Origin of the sequence: Sorangium sp. So ce131, from assembly GCF_051519095.1 — a bacterium.
In the GTDB taxonomy this organism is placed as follows: Bacteria; Myxococcota_A; Polyangia; order Polyangiales; family Polyangiaceae; genus Sorangium.
Genome location: NZ_CP150455.1, coordinates 2,850,573 through 2,872,331, shown reverse-complemented (window position 1 = coordinate 2,872,331; position 21,759 = coordinate 2,850,573). Strand labels below are relative to the sequence as shown.

Genomic DNA, 21,759 nt, shown 5'->3' with positions numbered 1-21,759 from the left:
GGGGCCGCGGCCTCTTCACGTGGCCCGGAGGGCGGAGGGCGAGCCGATGCGCGATCAACGAGCGATGCTGCCGGCGCTCCTCGTTTCGGCGCTCGTCCACGTGGGCGCGTGGCGCTCCGCGAGGTTATCGCCGCAAGAGCCCGCCAGGGGCCCTGCCCCGGTGCCGGAGGAGCGCGAGCCGATCGATCTCTGGACGGGGGCCACCGCGGCGCTGCCAGGCAGCGGCAGCGCCGCGCGGCCGGCCGACGCTCGCGCAGGAGCGGAGGACCCCGGAGCGACGCACACCCCGGCGGACGCCGCTCGGCCGGACGCCGCCCCGGCGGACGCCGCCCAGCAGCGAGCGCCTGCGGCCCGCGACGCCGCGGCCGGCGGCGCGCGGGCGCATCCCCGGGCCGCTGCGCCGCGGCGTCAGCCGGCGCCTCGGCCCACCGCGGCGGCGCGCGCCGGGGAAGAGCGCCGGGCTCCCGCGACGACCGCGAACGCCGGGCGGCAGGCGCGCTCCGCCGCCGCGCAGGCGAGCGACGACGCCGGCGAGGGCGGCGAGGGCGACTTCGGAGCGGCCGGCGCGAGCGCGGTGCGCAGCCTCGGGCGCGCCTTCACCCGGGCGATCCCGCCCGCGTGCCAGGCGGATCCGATCTGGGCGACGCTGCCGCTCGGGAGCGCCGGCAAGGCGCGCTTCGTGATCGACATCGACGAGGCCGGGCACATCGCCTCATGGCGCCCGGAAGGAGAGGAGCCGCCGGCGCGGCACCTTGGCAACCTCGCGAAGCGGACGATCGCGCTGCTCGGTGGCGGGACGTTCGCCGTCTCGCGCGGGGCCGTGACCTCGGGGAGGCAGACGCTGGAGGTCAGCGCCGTCATCCATGCCGGCGCGGACGAGCCGACCGACGCGCCGGCCGATCTGGCGTGGCGCTTCGAAGGCAGCCGCGGCGAGGCGTCCTTCGCCCAGCCGGGAGGCCGCCAGGTGGATGTGGTCGTCCAGGTGGTGCGCACCGAGGTCGCGCGCGCCGCACCTCCAGGCTGAAGCGCAGGGCGCTCGGCGCGCGAGCTACATGCTCGGGATGGACGCTGCTACGTTACGCCGCATGGGAGCTTTGCCAGGCGCGAGGTGCCCGATCTGCCGCAAATCGGCGGGGCCCAGGCCCGAGAACCCGGCTTTTCCGTTCTGCTCGCCTCAGTGCAAGCTGGTGGACCTCGGCCACTGGCTCGAGGGCAGCTACCGGGTGCCCGGCCCGCCCGTGTCCTCGGCCGGAGACGCCGAGGCCCTGGAGCCGAGAGGACGGACAGACGGGTTTGACGGGAATACCCAGGAAGAGGACGAATGATCGCTCGCCGCGCGCTCTATCTGCTCACGGCTCTCGCGTCGGCCACCGCGGCGTCCACGGCGGCGGCGCAGCAGCCCCAGCCGGCTCCGGGGACCTCACCGCAAGGCGCTGCCTCGCCCGATCAGCCGAACCCGTACGATCCGTCGATGCAGGCCGGAGGGCTGGCGCCGCCCCCTCCGATGACCCCACCCGATCCGCTGCCCGTGTCGTCGGACAGCACGGCGCAGCACCTCGACGAGTCCAAGAAAGAGGATTCCGGGCGCGGTCTCGAGATCGCCTGGCTAAACGTCGAGGGGGGCTACCAGAACGTCGGTCTCCAGACGTTCAACATCGACGAGGAGGAGCTCACGGCCGGGTTCATCTCGAGCTCGGCGAACGGCGGCGTCGTGGGCGCCGGCGTCGGGCTCCGGCTCCTGTTCTTCACGGTGGGCGCGCGCGGGCGGGTCGGGTTCTTCGGCGACTGGCAGCTCTTCAGCGCCGGGGGCGAGGTCGGCATGCACATCCCGCTCGGCAAGCTCGACCCGCACATCGATCTGGGCTTCGGCTACGCCGGCCTCGGCAGCTTCAAGAGCGCGGTGAGCGGCGCGGCCGACGCCATCGCGATCCGCGGCTTCTACGGGAGGATCTCGGGCGGGCTCGACATCTACCTGTCGCCGGTCTTCTCGCTCGGCGCGAACGCGAGCTGGGAGGTCCTGGCGCTGACCAGGCCGGGCCTCTCCTCGCAGGAGATCGAGCGGATCAGGAGCGAGACCGCCGCCACCCCGCAGCAGGCCAAGGCCGATCTGCTCGCGGCCGAGGGCTCCAGCGTGGGCTCGGCGCTCGCCGTGACCGCCGTGGCCGGGCTCCACTTCTAGCGGCCGCGACGCCGAGCGCCTTCGCCCTGTCCCCCGCGCCATGAACGCCGCCGCCGTCCTCATCTGGCTCGCCACCGTCGCCGCGCCGATCGGGGCCCTGTCCGCCGCCCTCGTGGCGTCGCGGCGCCTCTACGGCAGGCGCCGGTTCGCGATCGGGACCGCGCTGCTCGGCGCGCTCGCGTACCTGCCGGCGCTGCTGCTCGAGGGCTTCCTCCAGCGCTGGCAAGGGCTCGACAAGAACGCGGCCACGCTCGACGCGATCACGCTCGTCTACCTGTTCGTCGTCGCGGCGCCGCTGGAGCAGGGGCTGAAGGTGGCCGCGGTCGCGCCGATCGCCCGGCTGCGCGCCATGGACGAGCCGTTCGACGGGCTCGTCTACGCCGCGGCGGCGGCGTTCGGGTTCGTCTCGGCGCACAACGCCGTGTACCTGTGGGGCCGGCCGCTGCCGTCGTTCGACATCGTGCGCGCCCTGCTCGCGGTGCCGGCGCACATGGTCTTCGCCTCGCTATGGGGGTACGCGCTCGGGCGCGAGCGCGAGCGCAAGCGGCCGCTGGGCGGCCGCCGCTTCAACGCCGCCTGGATGGGCGCGATGCTGCTCAACGGCGCGTACGACTACATCGTCTTCGCGTGCCGCCCGGTCGCGCTCCTCGTCGCGGCGCCGATGCTCCTCGGCGTCGGCTTCGTCGCCTTCCTCGCCGCGCGCGACCTGCTCCGCCGAGGCGCGTCCCCTCAGAGCTCGCGCCGCAGGGAGCGCCGCTTCCTCCCCCAGCTCGGGCCGCCGTCGCTCGGCTCGGTGCGCGAAGCGCTGCGGCGCACCGAACGCCCCGTGACGCTCAGCTGGATCGTCTTCGGCGCGCTCGTCACGGTCGGGGTGATGACGACCACCCTGGCCCTCGCGGTCGCGCTCGGGCACCGCTTCGGCGTCGACTTCGCCGCGGTCGATCGCGGCGACGCCTCCGCCGCCGCGGCGGCGCCGCTCCTGCTCCTCGTCGCGGCGGCGATCGCGGCCTTCCCCCTCGCCGGCTACCTCGTCGCCCGGGCCTCCTCCACGGGCAGCGTCCTCGAGCCGGCCGCCTCCGCGGCGCTCGCCATCCTGGGCTCGCTGGTGCTGCTCGGCCTGGCAGCGCCCGTCGCCGTCGTGTTCGCGACCGCGCTCGCCCCGATCGCGTTCAGCCTCGCGTGCGCCGGGGCCTGGATCGGCACGACGCGCTGAGCGCCGCGGCGCCCTGCGCGGCCTCCCGCGCGGCGCTGCTTCCCGCGGCGCCCTCGTGCGGCCGACCGCTACCGCGAGGCGCCTAGGCCGTCGCCGCCTTCGCGCCGCCGTGGTGCTTCGCGACCTCGTCCTGGAACTGCCGGAGCAGCTCCTGCGCCGCCGGCGAGAGGTTCCGCGGCACCTCGACCTGGACGATCACCTGGAGGGCGCCGCGGCCGCGGCCGTCGATCCGCGGCGCGCCCTTGCCCTTCACCGAGATCACCTCGCCGGGCTGCACCCCCGCCGGGATCTCGACGTCGACCGTCGTCTCGTCCGGCAGATCGAGCTTGATCGTGCTGCCAAGCGCGGCGTCGACGAACGAGATGGGCGCCCGCGTGACGAGGTCGAGGCCGTCGCGCTCGAAGCGCTCGTCCGCGGCGAGATCCACGTCGACGTAGAGATCGCCGGGCGGCGCGCCCTGGGCGCCCGGCATCCCCTGGCCCGGGACGCGCAGCCGCTGCCCTCCGTCGATGCCGGCCGGGAAGTTGACCACGACCTTGCGCGTCTTCTCGACCGCGCCGAACCCCTTGCAGGTGGCGCACGGCGTCTTGATGACCGACCCCTCGCCCGAGCACTCGGGGCACGTCTGGGTGAACATCACGAAGCCGCGCGAGGTCGAGACCTGCCCCGCGCCGCCGCACGTCCCGCACGGCTTGCGCTTCGTCCCGGGCTTCGCGCCCGAGCCGGAGCACTCCTCGCACGCCACCGGGGTGCGAAGGACGACCTCCCGCTTGCAGCCGAGCAGGGCGTCGCGCAGCGAGAGCCGCTGCTGGACCCGGATGTCCTGGCCGCGCGCCGGGCCGCCGCGCCGCCGGCGCTGGCCCGCGCCGCCGAACCCGCCGAAGAACTCCGAGAAGATGTCCTGGAAGTGGGAGAAGATGTCGCCGTCGAACCCGCCGCCCATGCCCTCGAGGCCGGCGTGCCCGAACTGATCGTACCGCCTGCGCTTCTCCTCGTCGGAGAGGACCTGGTACGCCTCGGTGGCCTCCTTGAAGCGAGACTCCGCCGACGTGTCCCCGGGGTTCCGGTCCGGGTGGTACTTCAGCGCCGCCTGACGATAGGCCTTCCGAATATCGTCGGGCGCCGCGTCTCGCGCGAGGCCAAGAACTTCGTAGAAGTCGCGCTTTTCACTCATGAATCGTGGACCGCCGCGTCGATCCTGCCCGGACAGGGGGCATAGGCGCCGGCTGACCATAAGTCGTCGCCCGCGCCTGTCAACGCGTTCTACAGCGTGAACGTCACGGCAGGCCGCGCTTCATGAGGCCTTCCGTGCGGGAGGAGACGCTGCTACTGGCCCCGGCGCTGGAACGCCGGCGTGTCCCAGTCCGCGTCGAGCGGGGGCACGAAGCTCGCGCGCTCGCGCGTGCCCGGACCGCCGCCGGCCGACTGCGCCTGCGGCGCGGCCCGGCGCGAGGTCGGGTACGCGACCTCCTCGTGCCGGTGCGGCTGGCGCTGCGTCATCGGAGGCGCGCTCGGGGAGGAGCGGGCCGACAGCGGGCCGGCCGCGGCGGCGAGCGACGCGCCGATGGAGTGCGCGGTGGCGCGCGGCTGCGCGGCGCTCGCGAGCTGCTGAGGGACCTCGGCGACGAGGTGATCGAAGCCGGTCGCGATGACCGTGACCTTGATCATCTCCCCCATGTTCTCGTCGATGGTCGCGCCGAAGATGATGTTCGCGTCCTCGTGCGCCTGCTCCTGCACGAGCGTCGCGGCCTCCTCGATCTCGCGCATCCGCATGTCGGGGCCGCCGACGATGTTGATGAGCACGCCGGTCGCGCCCTCGACCGAGATGTCGTCGAGCAGCGGCGAGCTGACGGCCATCTCGGCGGCGAGCCGGGCGCGGCCCTGCCCCTTCGCGCAGCCGGTGCCCATGAGCGCGCGGCCCATGTTGGACATGACCGTCTTCACGTCGGCGAAGTCGACGTTCACGATCCCGTTCTGGGTGATGAGATCGCTGATGCCCTTGATCGCCTGGTAGAGCACCTCGTCCGCCTTGCGGAACGCCTCGACGAACGAGAGGTCCTCGTCGCCCAGCGTGAGGAGCTTCTGGTTCGGGATCGTGATCAGCGTGTCGACGTGCTCCGCGAGCATGGCGAGGCCGAGCTCGGCGCGGCGCGAGCGCTGCTTGCCCTCGAAGAAGAACGGCTTCGTCACGACGCCGACGGTGAGGCAGCCCTCCTCACGCGCGAGCTGCGCGATGACCGGCGCGGCGCCCGTGCCGGTGCCGCCGCCCATGCCCGCGGTCACGAACACCATGTCCGCGCCCTGGATGCACTCCTTCACCCGGGTCACGTCCTCGAGCGCCGCCTTGCGGCCCTTCTCGGGATCGGCGCCGGCGCCGAGGCCGCGCGTGACGCTCGCCCCGATGTGGAGCTTGGTCGGGGCGAGGCTCGCGCCCAGCGCCTGGGCGTCCGTGTTGACGACGATGAACTCCACGCCCTCGAGGCCGAAGTTGATCATCGTGTTGACTGCATTGCCGCCAGAACCGCCACAACCGATGACCTTGATCCGGGCGTCGTACCCGGTGTGCTCGTCGGCAAACTCGATGGAGAAACTCATGAACTCCTCCCGGGGATGTACAGCTAGCCGCTCGGCCCGGCGCCGACCCTCGCGGTGGTCGAGCGGCGCGGAACCCTAAGTGAAACGAGGACGTCCTCGCTCGGGACGGCGTTCATCGGGGCGCCTCTTCCCCTTTGAAGCCGTTCTACAAACCCTCTTGACTCGACGTCTAGATGAGCTCGCCGATGCGTCCTTCCGACCCTCTCAAACCCGATTCTCTAACAACTTTCTTCTGCGACGTCATTCTAGAATGCTGCTCTGAGCCAGTTCCAAAACCTCCCGCTCGACCTCTTTTCAATCTGAATTTCTTCGACGATTTCGCGGCGCGCCTCGCGCTCGCGGAGCTTGTCGCGACGGACGTCGACGCGGCCGACGTGGCCGACGTCGAGCGCCGCCGGCGCGAGCGCGCGCGCCTGCGCGAGGGCGTTGGCCCCGTACTGAACGAGGCCCACGCCGGTCGCGTACTGCGGGCCGGCGACGAGCTGCGTGATGCCGCGCACGCCGACGGGCACGCCGAGGCGCACCGGCATCCCCAGGATCTCCTCGGCGAACTCGGTCATGCCCTCCATCAGGACGCCGCCGCCGGTGAGCACCGCGCCGGCCGAGAGCTGCTCGAGCATGCCGGTGTCCTCGATCCGCTTGCGGATGACCGCGAAGATCTCCTCGACGCGCGGCTCGATGATGTCCGACAGGACGCGGCGCGCCGCCTTGCGCGGCAGGTGCCCGCCCACGCCGGGGACCTCGATCTCCTCGTCGTCGCCGACCATGCGGCCGAGCGCGCAGCCGGCGTTGCGCTTCAGGCGCTCGGCCTCGCCCATCGGCGTGCGCAGGCCGGCGGCGATGTCGGCCGTCACGTTGTTGCCGCCCGCGGGGATCACGCTGGCGTGCGCGATGCCGCCGTCCACGTAGAGGAGCAGGTCGGTCGTACCGCCGCCGATGTCGATGATGGCGACGCCGATCTCCTTCTCGTCCTCGGAGAGCACCGCCTCGGCGCTGGCGAGCGGCTCCAGGACCACGTCGGCGACGGTGAGGCCGCAGCGCTCGGCGCAGCGGACGACGTTCTGCACGCACGACGTCGCGGCGGTGATCAGGTTCACCTTCACGCCGAGCCGGACGCCGCTCATGCCGACCGGGTCGCGGATGCCGTCCTGGTTGTCGACCGTGAACTCGCGCGGCAGGACGTGCAGGATCTGGCGGTCCGCGTCGACCGGGATGGCCCGCGCGCCCTCGAGGACGCGCTCGACGTCCACCCGCGTGACCTCGCCGCCCGAGACCGCCGCGACGCCGTCCGACTGCTGGCAGCGGATGTGGCTGCCGGCCACGCCGGCGTAGACGGTGCGGATCTCGACGCCCGCCATCGTCTGCGCGGCCTCGATCGCCTCGGAGATCGAGCGGACCGTCCAGTCGATGTTGCTCACGACGCCCTTCCTCAGGCCGCGGCACGGGACGTTTCCCACCCCGAGGATGGTGATTCCATCCGCGTCGATCTCGCCCACGACCGCCGAGACCTTGGTCGTCCCGATGTCCAGGCCGACGACGATCTCAGTAGTCTCCATCCGGCTCTTCATTGCGTGCACCACCTCATGCGGGGACGACGGGGACGAGCCCCGTGCGCGTGTCAGGCGGGCACGACGCTGCCATGAGCGCGCGGAACCGGCCAAGTTTTGCGGCTGTTCGGCGCGCGATCGCGCGGGGCGGGGAGAGGGCGGCGGCGATCATTTCATCCTCACCACGACGCGCTCGGGGTGCGCGTCGTTGTCGAGGAAGATCACCGACGCGTTCGCCTTCCGCTGGGCGAGCTCGGCGAGGACCCGCGACGCCTGGCCGACCTTGTCGCGGTAGGGCGGCTGGCCGAGGTGGAGCGCGATCCCCTCCTTGCCGATGGTGACGACGACCGCTCCGTCCCGCTCGACGTGGAGCTCCTGGATCGGGTAGCGGCGCGCGACGCCGGCGCGCGCCATGTCCTCGACGACGTCGAGGAGGCGCCTGACCGCGATGACGACGCCGGCGCGGTCCCGGGCCACCTGTTCGCCGGTGATCCCCGTGACGATCGGGAGGTCGACGGGGTCGTCCTCGGCGAGGGCCTTGAAGAGCTCGCCGTCGCGCGTCGCGAGGTAGAGCTCGCCGCTGATCGCGACCAGGGCCTGCGCCTCCCGCTCGACGACGCTGACGTGGATCGTCGAGGGGAGCTTGCGGGTGACCGTAGCCTTCTCGATCCAGGGGTCGGCCGAGATCGAGGCGCCGGCCAGCTCGAGGTCGAGCGTGAAGATGTTCTTGCCCACCTCGATGCCGCCGGAGCTCGCCACCTGCTCGGCGGTGCGGCGCTGGACGCCGTCGACGAGCACCGTGCGCACGGCGAAGCGCGGGCTCGACACGATGTAGCGGCGCGCGCCCCACGCGACCGCGGTCGAGGCGACGAGCACGACGGCGGCGCCCGCGAGCAGCTGAAGCGCGCGGAGGTGACGCGCGATCGGCCGCGCGGCGCGCGGCGCCCCGGGGGAGCCGCCGTCGCTCGCGGAGGGGCGCGGCGGGCGCACGGAGACGCTCGTCGCCGGAGGGGGCGGCGACTCATGCGGCTGGGCGGAGGCGCGCACGCGCTCGTTCTTCGGCGCCGCCGCGGGCAGCTCGGGCTTCGAGCCGCGCGCGGGCTCCGGCTTCGAGCCGCGCGCGGGCGCGGATCGGGCAGGCGGCGCCGCGGCCGAAGGCGGCGGCGCGCGGCGGCGGTTCGGCGGCGGCGGGGCGCTCGGGCGCTCGGTCATGAGCCTCCCTCCTGCGGGCGCTGCGCCTTCGCCTCGAGCCGCGTCTTGAGGTCCCGCACGCAGGCGTTCACGTCGCCCGCCCCGAGCGCGATGACCACGTCGCCCGGCCGGACGATCTGCTCGAGGGCCTCCGGGAGATCGGCCTTGTCCGCGACGAAGCGCGCGTCGTGGTGCCCGTGCTCGCGGATCGACTGGACGAGGCGCTCGGCGGTGACGCCGGGGATGGGCGGCTCCCCCGCGGCGTAGATGTCCGTGACGAGCAGCACGTCGGCCTGATTGAAGGCGCGCGTGAACTCGTCGAAGAGATCGCGCGTGCGGGTGTGCCGGTGCGGCTGGAACGCCACGACGACGCGGTGGTCCTCGCCCGGGAACGCGCGCCGAGCGGCGTCGATGGTGGCGCGGATCTCGGCAGGGTGGTGGCCGTAGTCGTCGACCAGCGTGACGCCGCCGATGGACCCGACGATCGTGAAGCGGCGAGCGACGCCGCCGAACGTCGCCAGCGCCTGCTTCGTGACGTCGAGCGGCACCTCGAGCTCGTCCGCGACCGCGATCGTCGCGAGGCAGTTCAGGACGTTGTGCGCGCCGGGCATCTTCACGGTGAAGCCGCCGAGCGGCTCTCCCCGGCGGTAGGCGTTGAAGCTCGTCTCGAGGCCGCGGAACTGGATGCCGCGCGCGGAGTAGTCCGACTGCGGCGAGACGCCGTACGTCACGTGGCGGCGGGGGATGCGCGGGAGCAGGTCCTGCACGTGCGGGTGGTCGAGGCAGAGCACGGCGAGCCCGTAGAACGGCACGCGCGCGGCGAACTCGACGAAGGCGTCCTTGATGCGCTCGTGCGTGCCGTAGTGGTCGAGGTGCTCGGGATCGATGTTCGTGACCACCGCGATCGTCGGGGTGAGCCGCAGGAACGAGCCGTCGCTCTCGTCGGCCTCGGCGACGAGCAGATCGCCCGCGCCGAGCCGGGCGTTCGTGCCGAGCGCCGCCATCTTGCCCCCGACGACGACGGTGGGATCGAGGCCGGCGGCGCGCAGGACCGTGGCGACCAGGGAGGTCGTGGTCGTCTTGCCGTGCGAGCCCGCGATCGCGACGCCGTACTTCACGCGCATCAGCTCGGCGAGCATCTCCGCGCGGCCGATCGCCGGGATGCCGAGCGCGCGCGCCTCGGTGAGCTCGGGGTTGTCGGGCCGGATGGCGCTCGAGTAGACGACGACGTCGACGCCGCGGACGTTCTCGGCGCGGTGGCCGATGTCGATCCGCACGCCGAGCGACGTGAGGCGGCGCGTCGTCGAGCTCTCCTTGAGATCCGAGCCCGAGACCTCGAACTCGAGCGAGCGCAGGATCTCGGCGAGGCCGCTCATGCCGACGCCGCCGATGCCGACGAAATGGACGTGGCGTACGCGACCGCGGAACATCAGCCAGCCTCCTTCCAGCCAAGGGCGGCGCCTCGCGGCGCGGCCTCCTCCATCGCGGCGCGGCGCGGCGCCTCCCCCGCGCGTTCGACGCGGCCGCCGAGCGGGAAGCGCAGCGCGCGGTGGCGCGGAGCCCGCGCGAGCTCGAGCAGATCCGCGGCGACGCGCGCCGCCGCGTCGGGCGCCGCGAGGGCCGCCGAGGCGTCCGCCATGCGGGTCCGGAGCGCCGGATCCGCCGCGAGCCGGGCGATCTCGCCCGCGAGGCGCGCCTCGGTGGCGTCGGCCTGCGCGATCGCGACCGCGGCGGAGGCGCGCGCCAGGGACTGCGCGTTCTTCAGCTGGTGATCGTCCGCCGCGAACGGGTAAGGAATCAGGATTGAAGGGCGGCCCACGGCGCAGAGCTCCGCGAGGGTCGACGCGCCCGCGCGGGCGATCACGACGTCGGCCGCCGCGAGCGCCGCGGCCACGTCGTCGATGAACGGGACGACGCGCGCGCGCTCGGACAGGCCGAGCTCCACGTAGAGCGCACGGACCGCGGGCTCGCGATCCCTGCCCGTCTGGTGCACGACGTCGAGGTCGACGCCGCGCGCGCGGCTCGCCGCGATCGCGCGCGGCACGACGTCGTTCAGCGCCAGCGCGCCCTGGCTGCCGCCGAGCACGAGCAGGCTGAGCTTGCCGTCGCGCGGCGCGTACGGCGCGCGGGCGAACGCGCGCCGGAGGGGGACGCCGAAGAGCCGCACCGAGCTCGCGCGCAGCGCGCGCGCCGCCTCGGGGAACGCGATGTACGCGCGGTCCACGATCGGCGAGAGGAGCCGGTTCGAGAGCCCGAGCACGCTGTTCGGCTCCAGGATCGCGAGCGGAACGCCGAGCGAGCGCGCGGCGAGGGAGACCGGGCCGCCCGCGTACCCGCCGAGCGAGAGCACCACGCGGGCGTCGAGCCGCTCGACGAGCCGCCGCGCCTCGGGCAGGACGCGGCCCGCGCGGGCGGCGCCGCGCACGAAGCCGGAGAGCCCGCCGCCGCGCAGCGGCAGGACGTGGAGCAGCTCGAGCGCGTCGCCGCGCTCGCCCATGACGCGCACCTCGATGCCGCGCGCCGTGCCGACGTAGACGACACGCGCGTCGGGCGCCGCGGCGCGGACGGCGTCGCCCACGGCGATCATCGGGAAGACGTGGCCGCCGGTCCCGCCGCCGGCGATGAGCACGGTCGTCACGCGCTGCCCTCCCCGGCCGACGCGGCGATCACGGCCGACGCGCTCGGCGCGTTCGGGATCGGCGCGGCGCCCGCCTTGCCGCCCTGCGCGGCCGCCACCGGGGTCCTCGCCCGGCTGATGCTGAGCAGGATGCCGGCGGCCGCGGCGTTCACGAGCAGCGACGAGCCGCCGTAGCTGAGGAACGGCAGCGTGAGCCCCTTCGTCGGGAGGATCGCCATCGCGACGGCGAGGTTCGTCATCGCCTGCACGCCGAAGAGCGTCGCGATGCCGAACGCCATGAAGCTGCCGTAGTCGTCGTCGGCCTCGAGCGCGATCTTCACGCCGCGCGAGACGATGACGAGGTACGCCGCGCAGAGGCCGACGATGCCGACGAAGCCGAGCTCCTCGCCGACGATCGCGGACACGAAGTCGGTGTGCGCCTCGGGCAGGTAGAGCACCTGGAGACCCCGGCCGAGGCCGAGGCCGGAGACGCCGCCCGAGCCGAAGCTCATGACCGACTGGAACGGCTGGTACGCGAGGTCGGCGCGGTTGTTGTCCATGTCCATCCACGCGAGGTAACGCGCGTAGCGGTAGCCGCTGAAGCGCACGAGCACGGCGCCGGCGATCGCCAGCAGCATGGTGAACGCGGCGATGTACGGGACCCGCGCGCCCGCCACGAACAGGAGCGTGAACGTCAAGAAGAGCAGGATGACCGCGCTGCCGAAGTCGGGCTGCTTGAGGCAGAGGAGCATCAGGAGCCCGACCACGATGAGGTGCGGAAGGAAGCCGACGGAGAACGACTTGATGCGATCGGCCTTCTTCGAGAGCGAGTAGGCGAGCCAGAGGACGATGCCGAGCTTCGCCATCTCGGCCGGCTGCACGTTGATCGGGCCGAGCGCGATCCACCGGTAGGCGTTGCCCGCCTTGTGCCCGAGCCCCGCGACGCAGGCGACGAGCATCCCGGTCACGGCGATGAGCACCGGGTACGTGAGCACCTTGATCCGCCGGTAGTCGATGCGGCTCGTGATCCACATCGTGGCGATCGAGAGGACCGCGTAGGTGGCCTGGCGCTTGAGGAAGAACTGCGCGTCCTTGTAGCGCACCGTCGCCTCGACGGCGCTCGCGCTGTAGACCATCACCACGCCGAAGCCGATGAGCGCCGTGACGACGGCCGCGAGCAGGGCGTCGACCGGGCCGGAGGGGCTCGAGCTCACCCACCAGGACCGCTGCGGAGCCGCCGCGGCGCCCGCGTCCGCCTTGTCCTGCTCCGACGGGCCGATGTGCCGGTTCTTGGGTGCGTCGGCGCGCGCGCCGAACCCGCCGCTCCAGCCCATCATGACGCCACCTCCCCGGCCGCCTTCTCGAGCGCGCGCACCGCGCGGACGAAGGCGTCGCCGCGGTCCTTGTAGTCGCGGAACATGTCGAAGCTGGAGCACGCGGGGCTCAGCAGCACGGCGTCGCCCGGCTGGGCGAGCTTGCGCGCGGCGAGGACCGCCTCGTCCATCGAGCCGGCCCGCGCGATCGGCAGGACGCCGCCCGCCGCGGCGGCGATGCGGTCCGCCGCCTCGCCGAGGACGACCAGGGCGCGCCCCCGCTCGCGCAGCGCGGCGACGAGCGGCGCGTAGTCGCCGAGCTTATCGCGCCCGCCCGCGATGAGGACCGCCTTCGCCTCGCGCAGGCCGGAGAGGGCGGCGACGGACGCGCCGACGTTCGTGCCCTTGGAGTCGTCGTAGTAGCGGACGCCCCCGAGCTCCGCGACGAGCGCGGTGCGGTGCGGGAGCCCCTCGAAGCGCGCGAGCGCCTCGGCGATCGCCGCGTGGGGCGCGCCGAGCGCGGACGCGAGCGCCGCCGAGGCGCAGGCGTTCGCGAGGTTGTGCGCGCCCGCGAGCGTGATCCGATCCAGCGGGTAACGCGCGCCGGCGGCCCGATCGACGATCGCGCCGCCCTCGACGGCGACGTCGGCGCGGGGGTCGCTCGCGCTGAACGTCACGACCCGCGCGTGACCGCGCGCCGCCTGGCGCGCCACGAGCGCGTCGCCGAGGGGCACGACCGCGACGTCCTGCGGCGTCATGCGCTCGAACGGGTTGCCCTTCGCGTCGGCGTACGCCGCGAGGCTCGGGTAGCGATCGAGGTGGTCGTCCGTGATGTTCAAGAGCGCGTGGGCGCGGGCGTGCAGCGTCGGGACCCGCTCCGCCTGGAAGCTCGAGATCTCCAGCACGAGCACGTCCCACGGATCGTTCACCGCCTCGGCGAGCGGCGTCCCGAAGTTGCCGCCGACGAAGGTGCGGAGGCCGGCGCGCGCGAGCATCGCGCCCGTGAGCGCCGTCGTCGTGCTCTTGCCGTTGGTGCCGCCGACGAGCGCGATCGGCGCGGACACGAAGCGCGACGCGAGCTCCAGCTCGCCGATGACCTCGCGCCCGGAGCGCGCGACCTCGTCGAGCGCGGGGAACGACGGCACGCCCGGCGAGACGACCACGAGGTCCGCGCGCTCGAACAGCGCCGGGTCGTGCCCGCCGAGCGCGAGCGCGGCGCCCTCGGCCTCGAGGGCCGCCGCGGCGGCGGAGAGCCGCTCGCGCGGGGCGCCGTCGTTCGCGACGACGCGCGCGCCGCGCTCCAGCAAGAGGCGCGCGGCCGCGACACCGCTCCGGCCGAGCCCGACGACGATCACTGTGCGTCCACGGACGTCCATCATGTCCCTCAGCGCAGCTTCATCGACGCCAGCGAGACCAGCGCCAGGAGGATGGAGATGATCCAGAAGCGGACGATGATCTTGGGCTCCGCCCACCCCTTCTTCTCGTAGTGGTGGTGGATCGGCGCCATCAAGAAGACGCGCTTGCCGGTGAGCTTGAACGAGAGGACCTGCGTGATGACGCTGACCGTCTCGATGAAGAAGATCCCCCCGAGGATGATCGACAGGATCTCGTTCTTGGTGAAGACGGCGAGCATGCCGAGCCCGCCCCCGAGGGCGAGCGACCCGACGTCCCCCATGAAGACCTGCGCGGGGTACGTGTTGTACCAAAGGAAGCCGATCCCAGCGCCGATGACCGAGCCGCAGTACACCGACAGCTCGCCCGCCGACGCGATCGCCGGGATGTCGAGGTAGGCCGCGAGCGAGAAGTTCGCGATGGAGGCGCCGACGATGTACGCGAGGATGAGGTACGTCCCCGCGTTGATGATCACGGGGCCGATCGCGAGCCCATCGAGGCCGTCGGTGAGGTTCACGGCGTTCGACGTCGCGACCACGACGAAGACGGCGAACGGCACGTACACGTAGAGCGGCAGCTCGATCGGGTACTTCGAGAAGGCGACGAACGGGATCGACAGCCGCGTCCTGATCTCCGCCCAGTCCGGCGGGAGCTTGGAGGCGAGCAGGAACGTGTACGCGACGGCCGCGCCGCCGATGAGCACCTGGCCGATCAGCTTGTAGCGACCGGGCAGGCCGCCGCTGTTCTTCCGCTTGATCTTGAGGAAGTCGTCCAGGTAGCCGATGACCCCGTAGCCCGCGGTGACCGCCGCCGTCGCGAGGACGAAGGGGTTCCTGAGGTCGGCCCACAGCACCGTGGGGAGCAGCAGCGAGAGCAGGATGAGCGCGCCGCCCATCGTCGGCGTGCCCGCCTTGATCTTGTGCGTCTCCGGCCCCTCGGCGCGGACCACCTGCCCGATCTGCTTGCGCCGGAGCTCGCGGATGAACCACGGCGCGAGCACGAACGTCAGCACCATGGCGGTGATCGTCGCCATGATGGTGCGGAACGGGATGTAGCGGAGGACGTTGAGCCAGCTCAGCCAGCTGTAGTGAAACTTGAGCGGATAGAAGAGCTCGTAGATCACGCCGCACCTCCGTGGTCCTGCCGATCGGCCCGAGGCCGAGCGCGGCGCGCGGCGAGCGCGCGGCGCGCCTCGTCGCGGTCATCGAACGGGAGCGTGACGCCTCCGATGATCTGGTACGGCTCGTGGCCCTTGCCCGCGATGAGGACGAGGTCCCCCGGCGCCGCGTCGAGCACCGCGCGCTCGATCGCCCGCGCGCGGTCGAGCTCGACCACGACGCGCGCGCGCCCGGCGGCGAGGCCCGGCAGGATGGCGTCGGCGATCGCGCGCGGATCCTCGCTCCGCGGGTTGTCGTTGGTGACGACCGCGACGTCGGCGGCCCGCCCGACGGCCTCGCCCATCTGCGGCCGCTTCAGCGGATCGCGATCCCCGCCGCACCCGAAGACGCAGAGGACGCGCCCCTCTCCGAGGGCGCGCACGCTCGCGAGCACGCGGGCCAGCGCGTCCGGCGTGTGGGCGTAGTCGACGAGCACGATCACGTCATCCTCGCCCGGCGTGTCGCAGCGCTCGAGGCGGCCCGGGACCTGGATCGGCGCGGAGAGCGCCGCGGCGGCGTCGCGGAGGTCGAGCCCGAGCAGGTGCGCCACGGACAGGGCGGCGAGCAGGTTCGACGCGTTGTGCGCGCCGAGCAGCGGCGAGCGGAGGGTGACCTCGCCGCCCGGCGTCCGGGCGCGGATGGTGATGCCGCTCGCGGCGTGCTCGAGCGCGACGGGCGCGATCTCCGCGGCGTCCGGAGCGGCCCCCACCTGCGTCGAGTACCGCGCGAGCGTCGACGCGGGCGGGCGCGACGGCCCGCCCGGGGCGAGCATCTCGACGAGCTTCCGCCCGAAGGCGTCGTCGACGTTGATGGCGGCGGCGCCGGGCCCGAGCTCGGTGAACAGGCGCGCCTTGGCCGCGGCGTAGGCGTCCATCGTGCCGTGGTAATCGAGGTGATCCTGGGTGAGGTTCGTGAACACGGCGACGCGGAAGCGGATCGCGTCGGCGCGCTTCGCGGCGAGCGCGATCGACGAGACCTCCATCACGAGGTGCGTGGCGCCGCGCGCCACCATCGCCGCGGCGACGCGGGCGAGATCGTCCGCTTCGGGGCTCGTGTGCGACGCGGGGAGATCGAGATCGCCGAACCGGTAGCCGAGCGTCCCGACGATCCCGGCCCGCCCGCCGCAGCGGTCGACGCAGGCCTGGACGAGGTGGGCCGTCGTCGTCTTGCCGTTCGTGCCGGTGACGCCGACGACGTCGAGCGTGAAGGTCGGGTGCCCGTAGACCACCGCGGCGGCCTGGGCGAGCGCGAGCGGCACGTCGGGCACCTCGACGCGGGGGACGCCGAGCGTGTCGGCCGCGCTCCCGCGGGCGACGACGATCGCCCGCGCGCCGCGCGCGACCGCCTCCGGGATGAAGCGCTCGCCGTGCGCCCTCGCGCCCGCGCGCGCGACGAAGATGTCGCCCGCGGCGACCTTGCGCGAGTCGAGGTGCACGCCCGACACGAGCGTGTCCGCGGCCTCCGGCGGGTGGAGCGCGGCGCCCGGGAGCTCGCGCAGCACGTCGCCGAGGCGCGTCGCGAGCGCGGCCCCGGGGACGGCGGTGTCGGTGTGCGCGCGCGCGGTCATGTGGGGGGCTCGAAGATGAGCTTCAGGGGCGAGCCCTTGGGCAGGACGGTCCCGGGCGGAGGTTCCTGGCGCGTGAGCCTCCCCGTGCCCTCGATGCTCGGGTCGAGCCCGAGCGCGGCGGCGCTCTTCACCGCCTCGCGCTGCGGCAGCCCGGTGAGATCGGGGACGCGCAGCTCCCCGCTCTTGAGCGGCGCGGACGGGGTGACCACCGCGGTCGTGATCGGCGCCGCCGCGGCGCGCGCCTCGCTCAGCACCTGGTAGGTGTTCGCCGCGATGTCCGCCCCGGACTGCTCCGAGATCTCCGACAGCTTCACCGGCACGCTCCCGCGCGGCGTGACGCCCAGGTACCGCAGCGCCATCTCGCCGACCCGACGGAACACGGGCGCCGCGACCGAGCCGCCGCCGTAGGTGCCGCCCATCGGCTCGTCGAGCACCACCGCGATGGCGAGCCGCGGCCGCTCGGCCGGGACGAACCCGACGAACGACGCCACGTAGTGGGTGTCGGTGTACTTGCCCGTCGCCGGGTCGATCTTCTGCGCCGTGCCCGTCTTGCCCGCGACGCGGAAGCCCGGGATGGCGGCCTCGACGCCGGTCCCGTCCCCCTCGGTCACCGCGACGAGCATCTCCGACACCATGCGCGCGATCGACGCGGGGACCGCGTCGCGGCGCACGCGCGGCGAGGTCTCGGACAGCGCGACGCCCGTGCCGTCGGTGATCCGCTTGATCAGGACGGGCTCGAGCAGCCGCCCGCGGTTCGCGATCGCCGCCATGGCCATGGCGAGCTGGAGCGTGGTCACGCTGATCCCCTGGCCGAACGCGGCCGCCGCGGTCTCGACCTGGACCCACGGGCGGCCGCGCGGCCGGAGAACGCCCACGGACTCGCCCGGCAGCGGCACGCCGGGGAGGTCCCCGAAGCCGAACCGGCGGAAGCCCTCGTACAGCCGCTGCTCGCCGAGCCCGAGCGCGATCTTCGCCGTGCCGATGTTCGACGACTGGGCGAGGATCTGCGGGAGCGTCAGCCACTTGTGCACGTGCGTGTCGTGGATCACGACGTTGTCGATCGCCATGTTCCCCTCCTCGCAGTAGATGGTCGCGCTCGGGGAGACGCTCTTCGCCGCGAGCGCGCTCGCGATGGCGAACACCTTCATCGTCGATCCGGGCTCGAAGCGATCGACGACGCAGCGGTTGCGCCGCGACCCCGGATCGCTCGACGAGTAGTCGTTCGGGTTGAACCCCGGGGCGCTCGCCATGGCGAGGATCTCTCCGTTCTCCGGATCGACCACGACGATCGAGCCCCCGATCGCCTCGTAGGTCTTCACCGCCGCCTGGAGCTCGCGCTCGGCGGTGAACTGGATGCCCTTGTCGATCGTGAGGTGGACGTTGTGCCCGGCGAGCGCCTGCTCGTCCGCGATCCCTTCCGAGAAGATGAGCCGCCCCGATCGATCGCGGAGCCCGCGCACCTCGGACACGTTGCCGCGCAGCTCGTGCTCGAGGCTGAGCTCGATCCCCTCCTTCCCCTCCCCGTCGGTCGCGACGAAGCCGAGCAGCGGCCCGGCGAGCTCCCGGTTCGGGTAGAAGCGGCGCCCCTCGCCCTCGATCACGAGCCCGCGCACCGGGTAGCGCTGCGTCCGGTCCGAGAGCGCGCGGACGTTCTCGACCTCCTGCTCGGAGATGCGGCGCTTGAGCCAGGCGAACCGGCGCCGCCGGCCGAGCTTCTCCGCGACCTCCTCGACGGGCAGCGAGAGCGCCTGCGCGATGCGCTCGGCGTACTGCTGGATCTGCGTCGGGATGTACTTCTCGTCGATGCCGCGGAGCATCTCGACCGCGTCCACGGAGACGCTGGGCACCTCCACGCTCTCCGCGAGCGGCGCGCCGTTCCGGTCGTAGATGGTGCCGCGCTTCGGCGTGATGTGGAGCCGCCGCTGGCGCTGCCGCTCCGCGAGGTCGTACCACGCGTCGCCGTCCTCGACCTCGATGCGGTAGGCGCCGGACACGACGCCGCCCAGCCCGACCGCCATGAGGCCGCAGAGCAGCCCCATGCGGATGCGGATCCAGCGGGCGCGCCGGGGATCGAGGTTCTTCATTCCTGCACCTCGCCCTGGGCCGACGGCGCGCGGCCGGCCTCTGCGTCCGTCGACTCGCGCTCGCGCTCGTCGACCGCCGCCGTGTACCCGCGCACCGGGATGACGCGCTCGGGCGGCGGCGGCGTCATGCCGAGCAGCGTGCGGGCGACCATCTCCACGCGCTGCGGCGTCTCGTAGCTGGCGGCCTCGAGCGAGAGCACCCGCTTCACCTCGCGCAGCCGCGCCTGCTCGGCGCGCGCCCGCCCGAGGCGGTAGCCGAGGTCGACCGTGCGCCCGCGCAGCGCGAGGTGCACGACGAACGCCGCCACGGTCGCGGCGATGGCGAGCGTCCAGAGCGCGAGGAACGGCCGCTGCGTCACGTGAGCGCCTCCGCGCCGGCGACGCGCCGCGCCGCGCGGAGCTTCGCGCTGCGGGCCCTCGGGTTATCGGCGATCTCGTCATCGCCCGCGGTCACGGGCTTCTTCGTGAGCGGCTGCCAGACCTCGGGCTCGCGCAGCGCGCGCTTGACGATGCGGTCCTCGAGCGAGTGGAAGGAGATCACGGCGATCACCCCGCCGGGCGCGACGATCCGGGGCGCCGCGGCGAGCAGCGCCTCGAGCTCGTCGAGCTCTCCGTTCACGGCGATGCGCAGCGCCTGGAAGGTGCGCGTCGCCGGATCCACGCCCCCGATGCGCGCCGGTCCGACCGCGCGCACCACGGCGCGCCGCAGGTCGAGGGTCGTCTCGAGCTCGCCGCTGTCGCGCGCCTGCTTGATACAGCGGGCGACCCGCCGACTGCGGCGCTCCTCGCCGTAGTGATAGATGAGGTTCGCGAGCTCCTCGTCGCTGAGCCGCTCGATGAGCTCGAGCGCCGTCTCCCCGCGGCTCGGGTCCATCCGCATGTCGAGCGGCCCCTCGGCGCGGAAGCTCATGCCGCGGGCCGGGTCGTCGAGCTGCATCGAGCTCACGCCGATGTCGGCGAGGAGGCCGTCGACACGCGAGACGCCGAGGGCGGCGAGGTGCCGCTCGATCTCGGAGAACTCGCCGTGGACGTAGGTCACCCGGTCCCCCATGCGGGCGAGCCGGGCGCGCGCGATCTCGAGGGCGCGCTCGTCGCGGTCGATCCCGATGACACGCGCGCCGGGGGTCTCGAGGATGGCCTCGGCGTGGCCGCCGGCGCCGAGGGTGGCGTCGACGTAGACGCCCTGGCTGGAAGGCGAGAGGGCGGCGATCGCCTCACGTCCGAGGACGGTGACGTGCGGCGCGCTGCGCGGGCGCGGCGGTGGGGGGGGCAGGTGCATGGGGACTACATTGACGACGTTCATAGGCGGAACTGCTCCGCGATGGCGGTCTTGAAGCTCTGGAGCTCGGCCTCGTTCATCTGCTGGGCGGCCTTCCACCGCTCCGTCGACCAGAGCTCGATCGTCTGCCCCATCCCTGCCCACAGCACGTCCTTGGTGAGGCCGGCGTGATCGCGGAGGGACGGCGGGATGAGGATGCGGCCCTGTTTGTCGAGGTCGCACTCGACGGCGGCGGACAGGTAGCGGCGCCGGAACGCGACGACGTTGGCATCGAACTGCGGCAGCGCGGCGATCTTGGCCTCCAGCTCCTCCCAGGCGCGCATCGGGTAGGCGTGCAGGCAGGGGTCGAAGAGGGCCGGGGTGATGACCATGCGCAGGTCGTTCGCGGCCGCGAGCACGTCGCGAAACCGCGAAGGGAGGCTCGTGCGCCCCTTCGCGTCGATCGCGTGCTCGAAGTGACCGCGAAACATCGTGCTCATCGACCGCAGCTCCGGCTGGCCCGTCCCGCCGAGGGCTTGGCGACGCGTTGCTCCACCGGGTGCACGCCGCGCCGTGACATTCTCTGCCACTTCTTCCCACGAAGCTCCGCCACGCTACGGAGGGAGGTGCCGAGTGTCAACAGTTTGGGAGTTTTCTGGACCTCATCCGCCGACCATGTAAGACATTAGCGCACACAGTAATCCTCAATAATATCGAGTGGTTTCTGCTCGACAAAGGTACCTGAAGCCCGTGGGATGAAGTGGGGAGCACCTCGGGAGCGGTCCCGGACGGGAAATGGCGAAGAGCGCAAGAAAGAAAATAAAGTATTAAATATTACTTATTTGCACGTCGCGACACGTAGGCTCGAGACGCCAAGGGGAGGGTGCCGCGAGCCAGGCGGGTTCAGCGACGCTGCATCCCCGGGGGAGGAGCCGGGCGGGTGGAAGCGTGGTGGGGGAGAGTGGGGAGGCGCGTGGTGGGGGAGAGTGGGGAGGCGCGCCGGGGGGCGAGGTCACCGGTGGGGGGTCACCCAGGTCTGGACCCACCCCGCGACCGTCGTCAGGCGGTCAGCGGTGGGGTCGCGTGGGTCTGGACCCCCTTCGGGGGCTCAGCTGTGGGGGGTCGCGTGGGTCTGGACCCCCTTCGGGGGCTCAGCTGTGGGGGGTCGCGTGGGTCTGGACCCCCTTCGGGGGCTCAGCTGTGGGGGGTCACGTGGGTCTGGACCCACTCCACGATCGTCTTCAGGGTGGTCCCGGGGGTGAAGACGCCCTTCACGCCGGCCTCCTGGAGGCGCTCGATGTCCTCGTCGGGGATGATGCCCCCGCCGAACACCACGATGTCGTCGGCGCCGTGCTTGCGCAGGGCCTCGATCACGGCCGGAAAGAGGGTGTTGTGCGCTCCGGACATGATCGACAGCCCGACGGCGTCGACGTCCTCCTGCACCGCGGCGGACGCGATCATGTCGGGCGTCTGGTGCAGGCCCGTGTAGACGACCTCGAAGCCCGCGTCGCGGAGGGCTCGGGCGACGACCTTGGCGCCACGGTCGTGGCCGTCGAGGCCGGGCTTCGCCACGAGGATTCGGACTTTGCGCTCTGCCATGATCGCGTCGATTACCGCCTGCCCGGTCCGACGTAAAGCGCAGCGCC

The 21,759-nt window shown here is 72.9% G+C and carries 19 protein-coding genes; 4 read left to right on the top strand and 15 right to left on the bottom strand.

All coding sequences use genetic code 11. The annotated features are described in order from the left end of the window. Window positions 1-46 precede the first annotated feature (46 nt). From WMF43_RS10615 to WMF43_RS10600, 4 genes are read left to right on the top strand one after another with little or no spacing between them, the layout of a single operon-like run. On the top strand, window positions 47-1,024 hold the full coding sequence (locus WMF43_RS10615; RefSeq protein ID WP_437679442.1) for a hypothetical protein: 978 nt from the start codon (window positions 47-49) through the stop codon (window positions 1,022-1,024). Next, a complete protein-coding gene (locus tag WMF43_RS10610) occupies window positions 969-1,325 on the top strand; it encodes a DNA gyrase inhibitor YacG (protein WP_437679440.1) in 357 nt (118 codons plus the stop codon). The genes WMF43_RS10615 and WMF43_RS10610 overlap by 56 nt, the downstream gene beginning before the upstream one ends. Continuing rightward, window positions 1,322-2,179 (top strand): hypothetical protein, encoded by an 858-nt coding sequence (locus WMF43_RS10605; protein WP_437679438.1) that lies wholly within the window; start codon window positions 1,322-1,324, stop codon window positions 2,177-2,179. The genes WMF43_RS10610 and WMF43_RS10605 overlap by 4 nt, the downstream gene beginning before the upstream one ends. Before the next feature lie 40 nt (window positions 2,180-2,219). Next, window positions 2,220-3,392, top strand: a complete 1,173-nt coding sequence (locus WMF43_RS10600; RefSeq protein ID WP_437679436.1) for a PrsW family intramembrane metalloprotease — start codon at window positions 2,220-2,222, stop codon at window positions 3,390-3,392. Between the two features lie 82 nt (window positions 3,393-3,474). Here WMF43_RS10600 and dnaJ read toward each other — a convergent pair whose 3' ends face one another. The 15 genes from dnaJ to WMF43_RS10525 all read right to left on the bottom strand — a co-directional run bounded on the left by dnaJ (window position 3,475) and on the right by WMF43_RS10525 (window position 21,712). Beyond that, the gene (gene dnaJ, locus WMF43_RS10595) at window positions 3,475-4,566 is read right to left on the bottom strand and encodes a molecular chaperone DnaJ (protein ID WP_437679434.1); all 1,092 of its coding nucleotides are present in this window, start codon (window positions 4,564-4,566) and stop codon (window positions 3,475-3,477) included. A 152-nt stretch (window positions 4,567-4,718) separates the two neighbouring features. Then, window positions 4,719-5,987, bottom strand: coding sequence for a cell division protein FtsZ (gene ftsZ / locus WMF43_RS10590; RefSeq protein ID WP_437679432.1), 1,269 nt, complete (start codon window positions 5,985-5,987; stop codon window positions 4,719-4,721). A 245-nt stretch (window positions 5,988-6,232) separates the two neighbouring features. Further along, window positions 6,233-7,555, bottom strand: a complete 1,323-nt coding sequence (ftsA, locus tag WMF43_RS10585) for a cell division protein FtsA (RefSeq protein ID WP_437679430.1) — start codon at window positions 7,553-7,555, stop codon at window positions 6,233-6,235. Window positions 7,556-7,702: 147 nt separating this feature from the next. Continuing rightward, a complete protein-coding gene (locus WMF43_RS10580) occupies window positions 7,703-8,746 on the bottom strand; it encodes a cell division protein FtsQ/DivIB (RefSeq protein WP_437679428.1) in 1,044 nt (347 codons plus the stop codon). Then, entirely contained in the window at window positions 8,743-10,155 is a 1,413-nt protein-coding gene (gene murC, locus WMF43_RS10575; RefSeq protein WP_437679427.1) for a UDP-N-acetylmuramate--L-alanine ligase, read from the bottom strand. The genes WMF43_RS10580 and murC overlap by 4 nt, the downstream gene beginning before the upstream one ends. Next, a complete protein-coding gene (murG, locus tag WMF43_RS10570; protein WP_437679425.1) occupies window positions 10,155-11,363 on the bottom strand; it encodes an undecaprenyldiphospho-muramoylpentapeptide beta-N-acetylglucosaminyltransferase in 1,209 nt (402 codons plus the stop codon). Before murG ends, murC begins: the two co-directional genes overlap by 1 nt. Next, on the bottom strand, window positions 11,360-12,679 hold the full coding sequence (gene ftsW / locus WMF43_RS10565; protein WP_437679423.1) for a putative lipid II flippase FtsW: 1,320 nt from the start codon (window positions 12,677-12,679) through the stop codon (window positions 11,360-11,362). The genes murG and ftsW overlap by 4 nt, the downstream gene beginning before the upstream one ends. Further along, window positions 12,676-14,034: a UDP-N-acetylmuramoyl-L-alanine--D-glutamate ligase gene (murD, locus tag WMF43_RS10560; RefSeq protein ID WP_437679422.1), complete on the bottom strand. Its 1,359-nt coding sequence runs from the start codon at window positions 14,032-14,034 to the stop codon at window positions 12,676-12,678. The genes ftsW and murD overlap by 4 nt, the downstream gene beginning before the upstream one ends. A 5-nt stretch (window positions 14,035-14,039) precedes the next feature. Continuing rightward, window positions 14,040-15,170 carry a phospho-N-acetylmuramoyl-pentapeptide-transferase gene (gene mraY, locus WMF43_RS10555; protein WP_104978526.1) on the bottom strand — a complete coding sequence of 377 codons (1,131 nt, stop codon included), beginning with the start codon at window positions 15,168-15,170 and terminating at the stop codon, window positions 14,040-14,042. Then, a complete protein-coding gene (locus WMF43_RS10550) occupies window positions 15,167-16,771 on the bottom strand; it encodes a UDP-N-acetylmuramoyl-L-alanyl-D-glutamate--2,6-diaminopimelate ligase (protein WP_437679420.1) in 1,605 nt (534 codons plus the stop codon). Before WMF43_RS10550 ends, mraY begins: the two co-directional genes overlap by 4 nt. Continuing rightward, window positions 16,768-18,855: a penicillin-binding protein gene (locus tag WMF43_RS10545; protein ID WP_437679418.1), complete on the bottom strand. Its 2,088-nt coding sequence runs from the start codon at window positions 18,853-18,855 to the stop codon at window positions 16,768-16,770. The genes WMF43_RS10550 and WMF43_RS10545 overlap by 4 nt, the downstream gene beginning before the upstream one ends. Next, entirely contained in the window at window positions 18,852-19,214 is a 363-nt protein-coding gene (locus WMF43_RS10540; RefSeq protein WP_437679416.1) for a hypothetical protein, read from the bottom strand. The genes WMF43_RS10545 and WMF43_RS10540 overlap by 4 nt, the downstream gene beginning before the upstream one ends. Next, window positions 19,211-20,134, bottom strand: coding sequence for a 16S rRNA (cytosine(1402)-N(4))-methyltransferase RsmH (gene rsmH, locus WMF43_RS10535; protein ID WP_437679414.1), 924 nt, complete (start codon window positions 20,132-20,134; stop codon window positions 19,211-19,213). Before rsmH ends, WMF43_RS10540 begins: the two co-directional genes overlap by 4 nt. A gap of 20 nt (window positions 20,135-20,154) precedes the next feature. Continuing rightward, window positions 20,155-20,613, bottom strand: a complete 459-nt coding sequence (gene mraZ / locus WMF43_RS10530; protein WP_437679412.1) for a division/cell wall cluster transcriptional repressor MraZ — start codon at window positions 20,611-20,613, stop codon at window positions 20,155-20,157. Between the two features lie 694 nt (window positions 20,614-21,307). After that, entirely contained in the window at window positions 21,308-21,712 is a 405-nt protein-coding gene (locus tag WMF43_RS10525) for a cobalamin B12-binding domain-containing protein (protein ID WP_437679410.1), read from the bottom strand. Window positions 21,713-21,759 lie beyond the last annotated feature (47 nt).

Excerpts from the sequence above, each read along its gene's own strand:
- WMF43_RS10615 (WP_437679442.1), top strand. The coding sequence starts at position 47 with ATGCGCGATCAACGAGCGATGCTGCCGGCGCTCCTCGTTTCGGCGCTC.
- WMF43_RS10610 (WP_437679440.1), top strand. The coding sequence starts at position 969 with ATGTGGTCGTCCAGGTGGTGCGCACCGAGGTCGCGCGCGCCGCACCTC.
- WMF43_RS10605 (WP_437679438.1), top strand. The coding sequence starts at position 1,322 with ATGATCGCTCGCCGCGCGCTCTATCTGCTCACGGCTCTCGCGTCGGCC.
- WMF43_RS10600 (WP_437679436.1), top strand. The coding sequence starts at position 2,220 with ATGAACGCCGCCGCCGTCCTCATCTGGCTCGCCACCGTCGCCGCGCCG.
- dnaJ (WP_437679434.1), bottom strand. The coding sequence starts at position 4,566 with ATGAGTGAAAAGCGCGACTTCTACGAAGTTCTTGGCCTCGCGCGAGAC.
- ftsZ (WP_437679432.1), bottom strand. The coding sequence starts at position 5,987 with ATGAGTTTCTCCATCGAGTTTGCCGACGAGCACACCGGGTACGACGCC.
- ftsA (WP_437679430.1), bottom strand. The coding sequence starts at position 7,555 with ATGAAGAGCCGGATGGAGACTACTGAGATCGTCGTCGGCCTGGACATC.
- WMF43_RS10580 (WP_437679428.1), bottom strand. The coding sequence starts at position 8,746 with ATGACCGAGCGCCCGAGCGCCCCGCCGCCGCCGAACCGCCGCCGCGCG.
- murC (WP_437679427.1), bottom strand. The coding sequence starts at position 10,155 with ATGTTCCGCGGTCGCGTACGCCACGTCCATTTCGTCGGCATCGGCGGC.
- ftsW (WP_437679423.1), bottom strand. The coding sequence starts at position 12,679 with ATGATGGGCTGGAGCGGCGGGTTCGGCGCGCGCGCCGACGCACCCAAG.
- murD (WP_437679422.1), bottom strand. The coding sequence starts at position 14,034 with ATGATGGACGTCCGTGGACGCACAGTGATCGTCGTCGGGCTCGGCCGG.
- WMF43_RS10550 (WP_437679420.1), bottom strand. The coding sequence starts at position 16,771 with ATGACCGCGCGCGCGCACACCGACACCGCCGTCCCCGGGGCCGCGCTC.
- WMF43_RS10545 (WP_437679418.1), bottom strand. The coding sequence starts at position 18,855 with ATGAAGAACCTCGATCCCCGGCGCGCCCGCTGGATCCGCATCCGCATG.
- rsmH (WP_437679414.1), bottom strand. The coding sequence starts at position 20,134 with ATGCACCTGCCCCCCCCACCGCCGCGCCCGCGCAGCGCGCCGCACGTC.
- mraZ (WP_437679412.1), bottom strand. The coding sequence starts at position 20,613 with ATGAGCACGATGTTTCGCGGTCACTTCGAGCACGCGATCGACGCGAAG.
- WMF43_RS10525 (WP_437679410.1), bottom strand. The coding sequence starts at position 21,712 with ATGGCAGAGCGCAAAGTCCGAATCCTCGTGGCGAAGCCCGGCCTCGAC.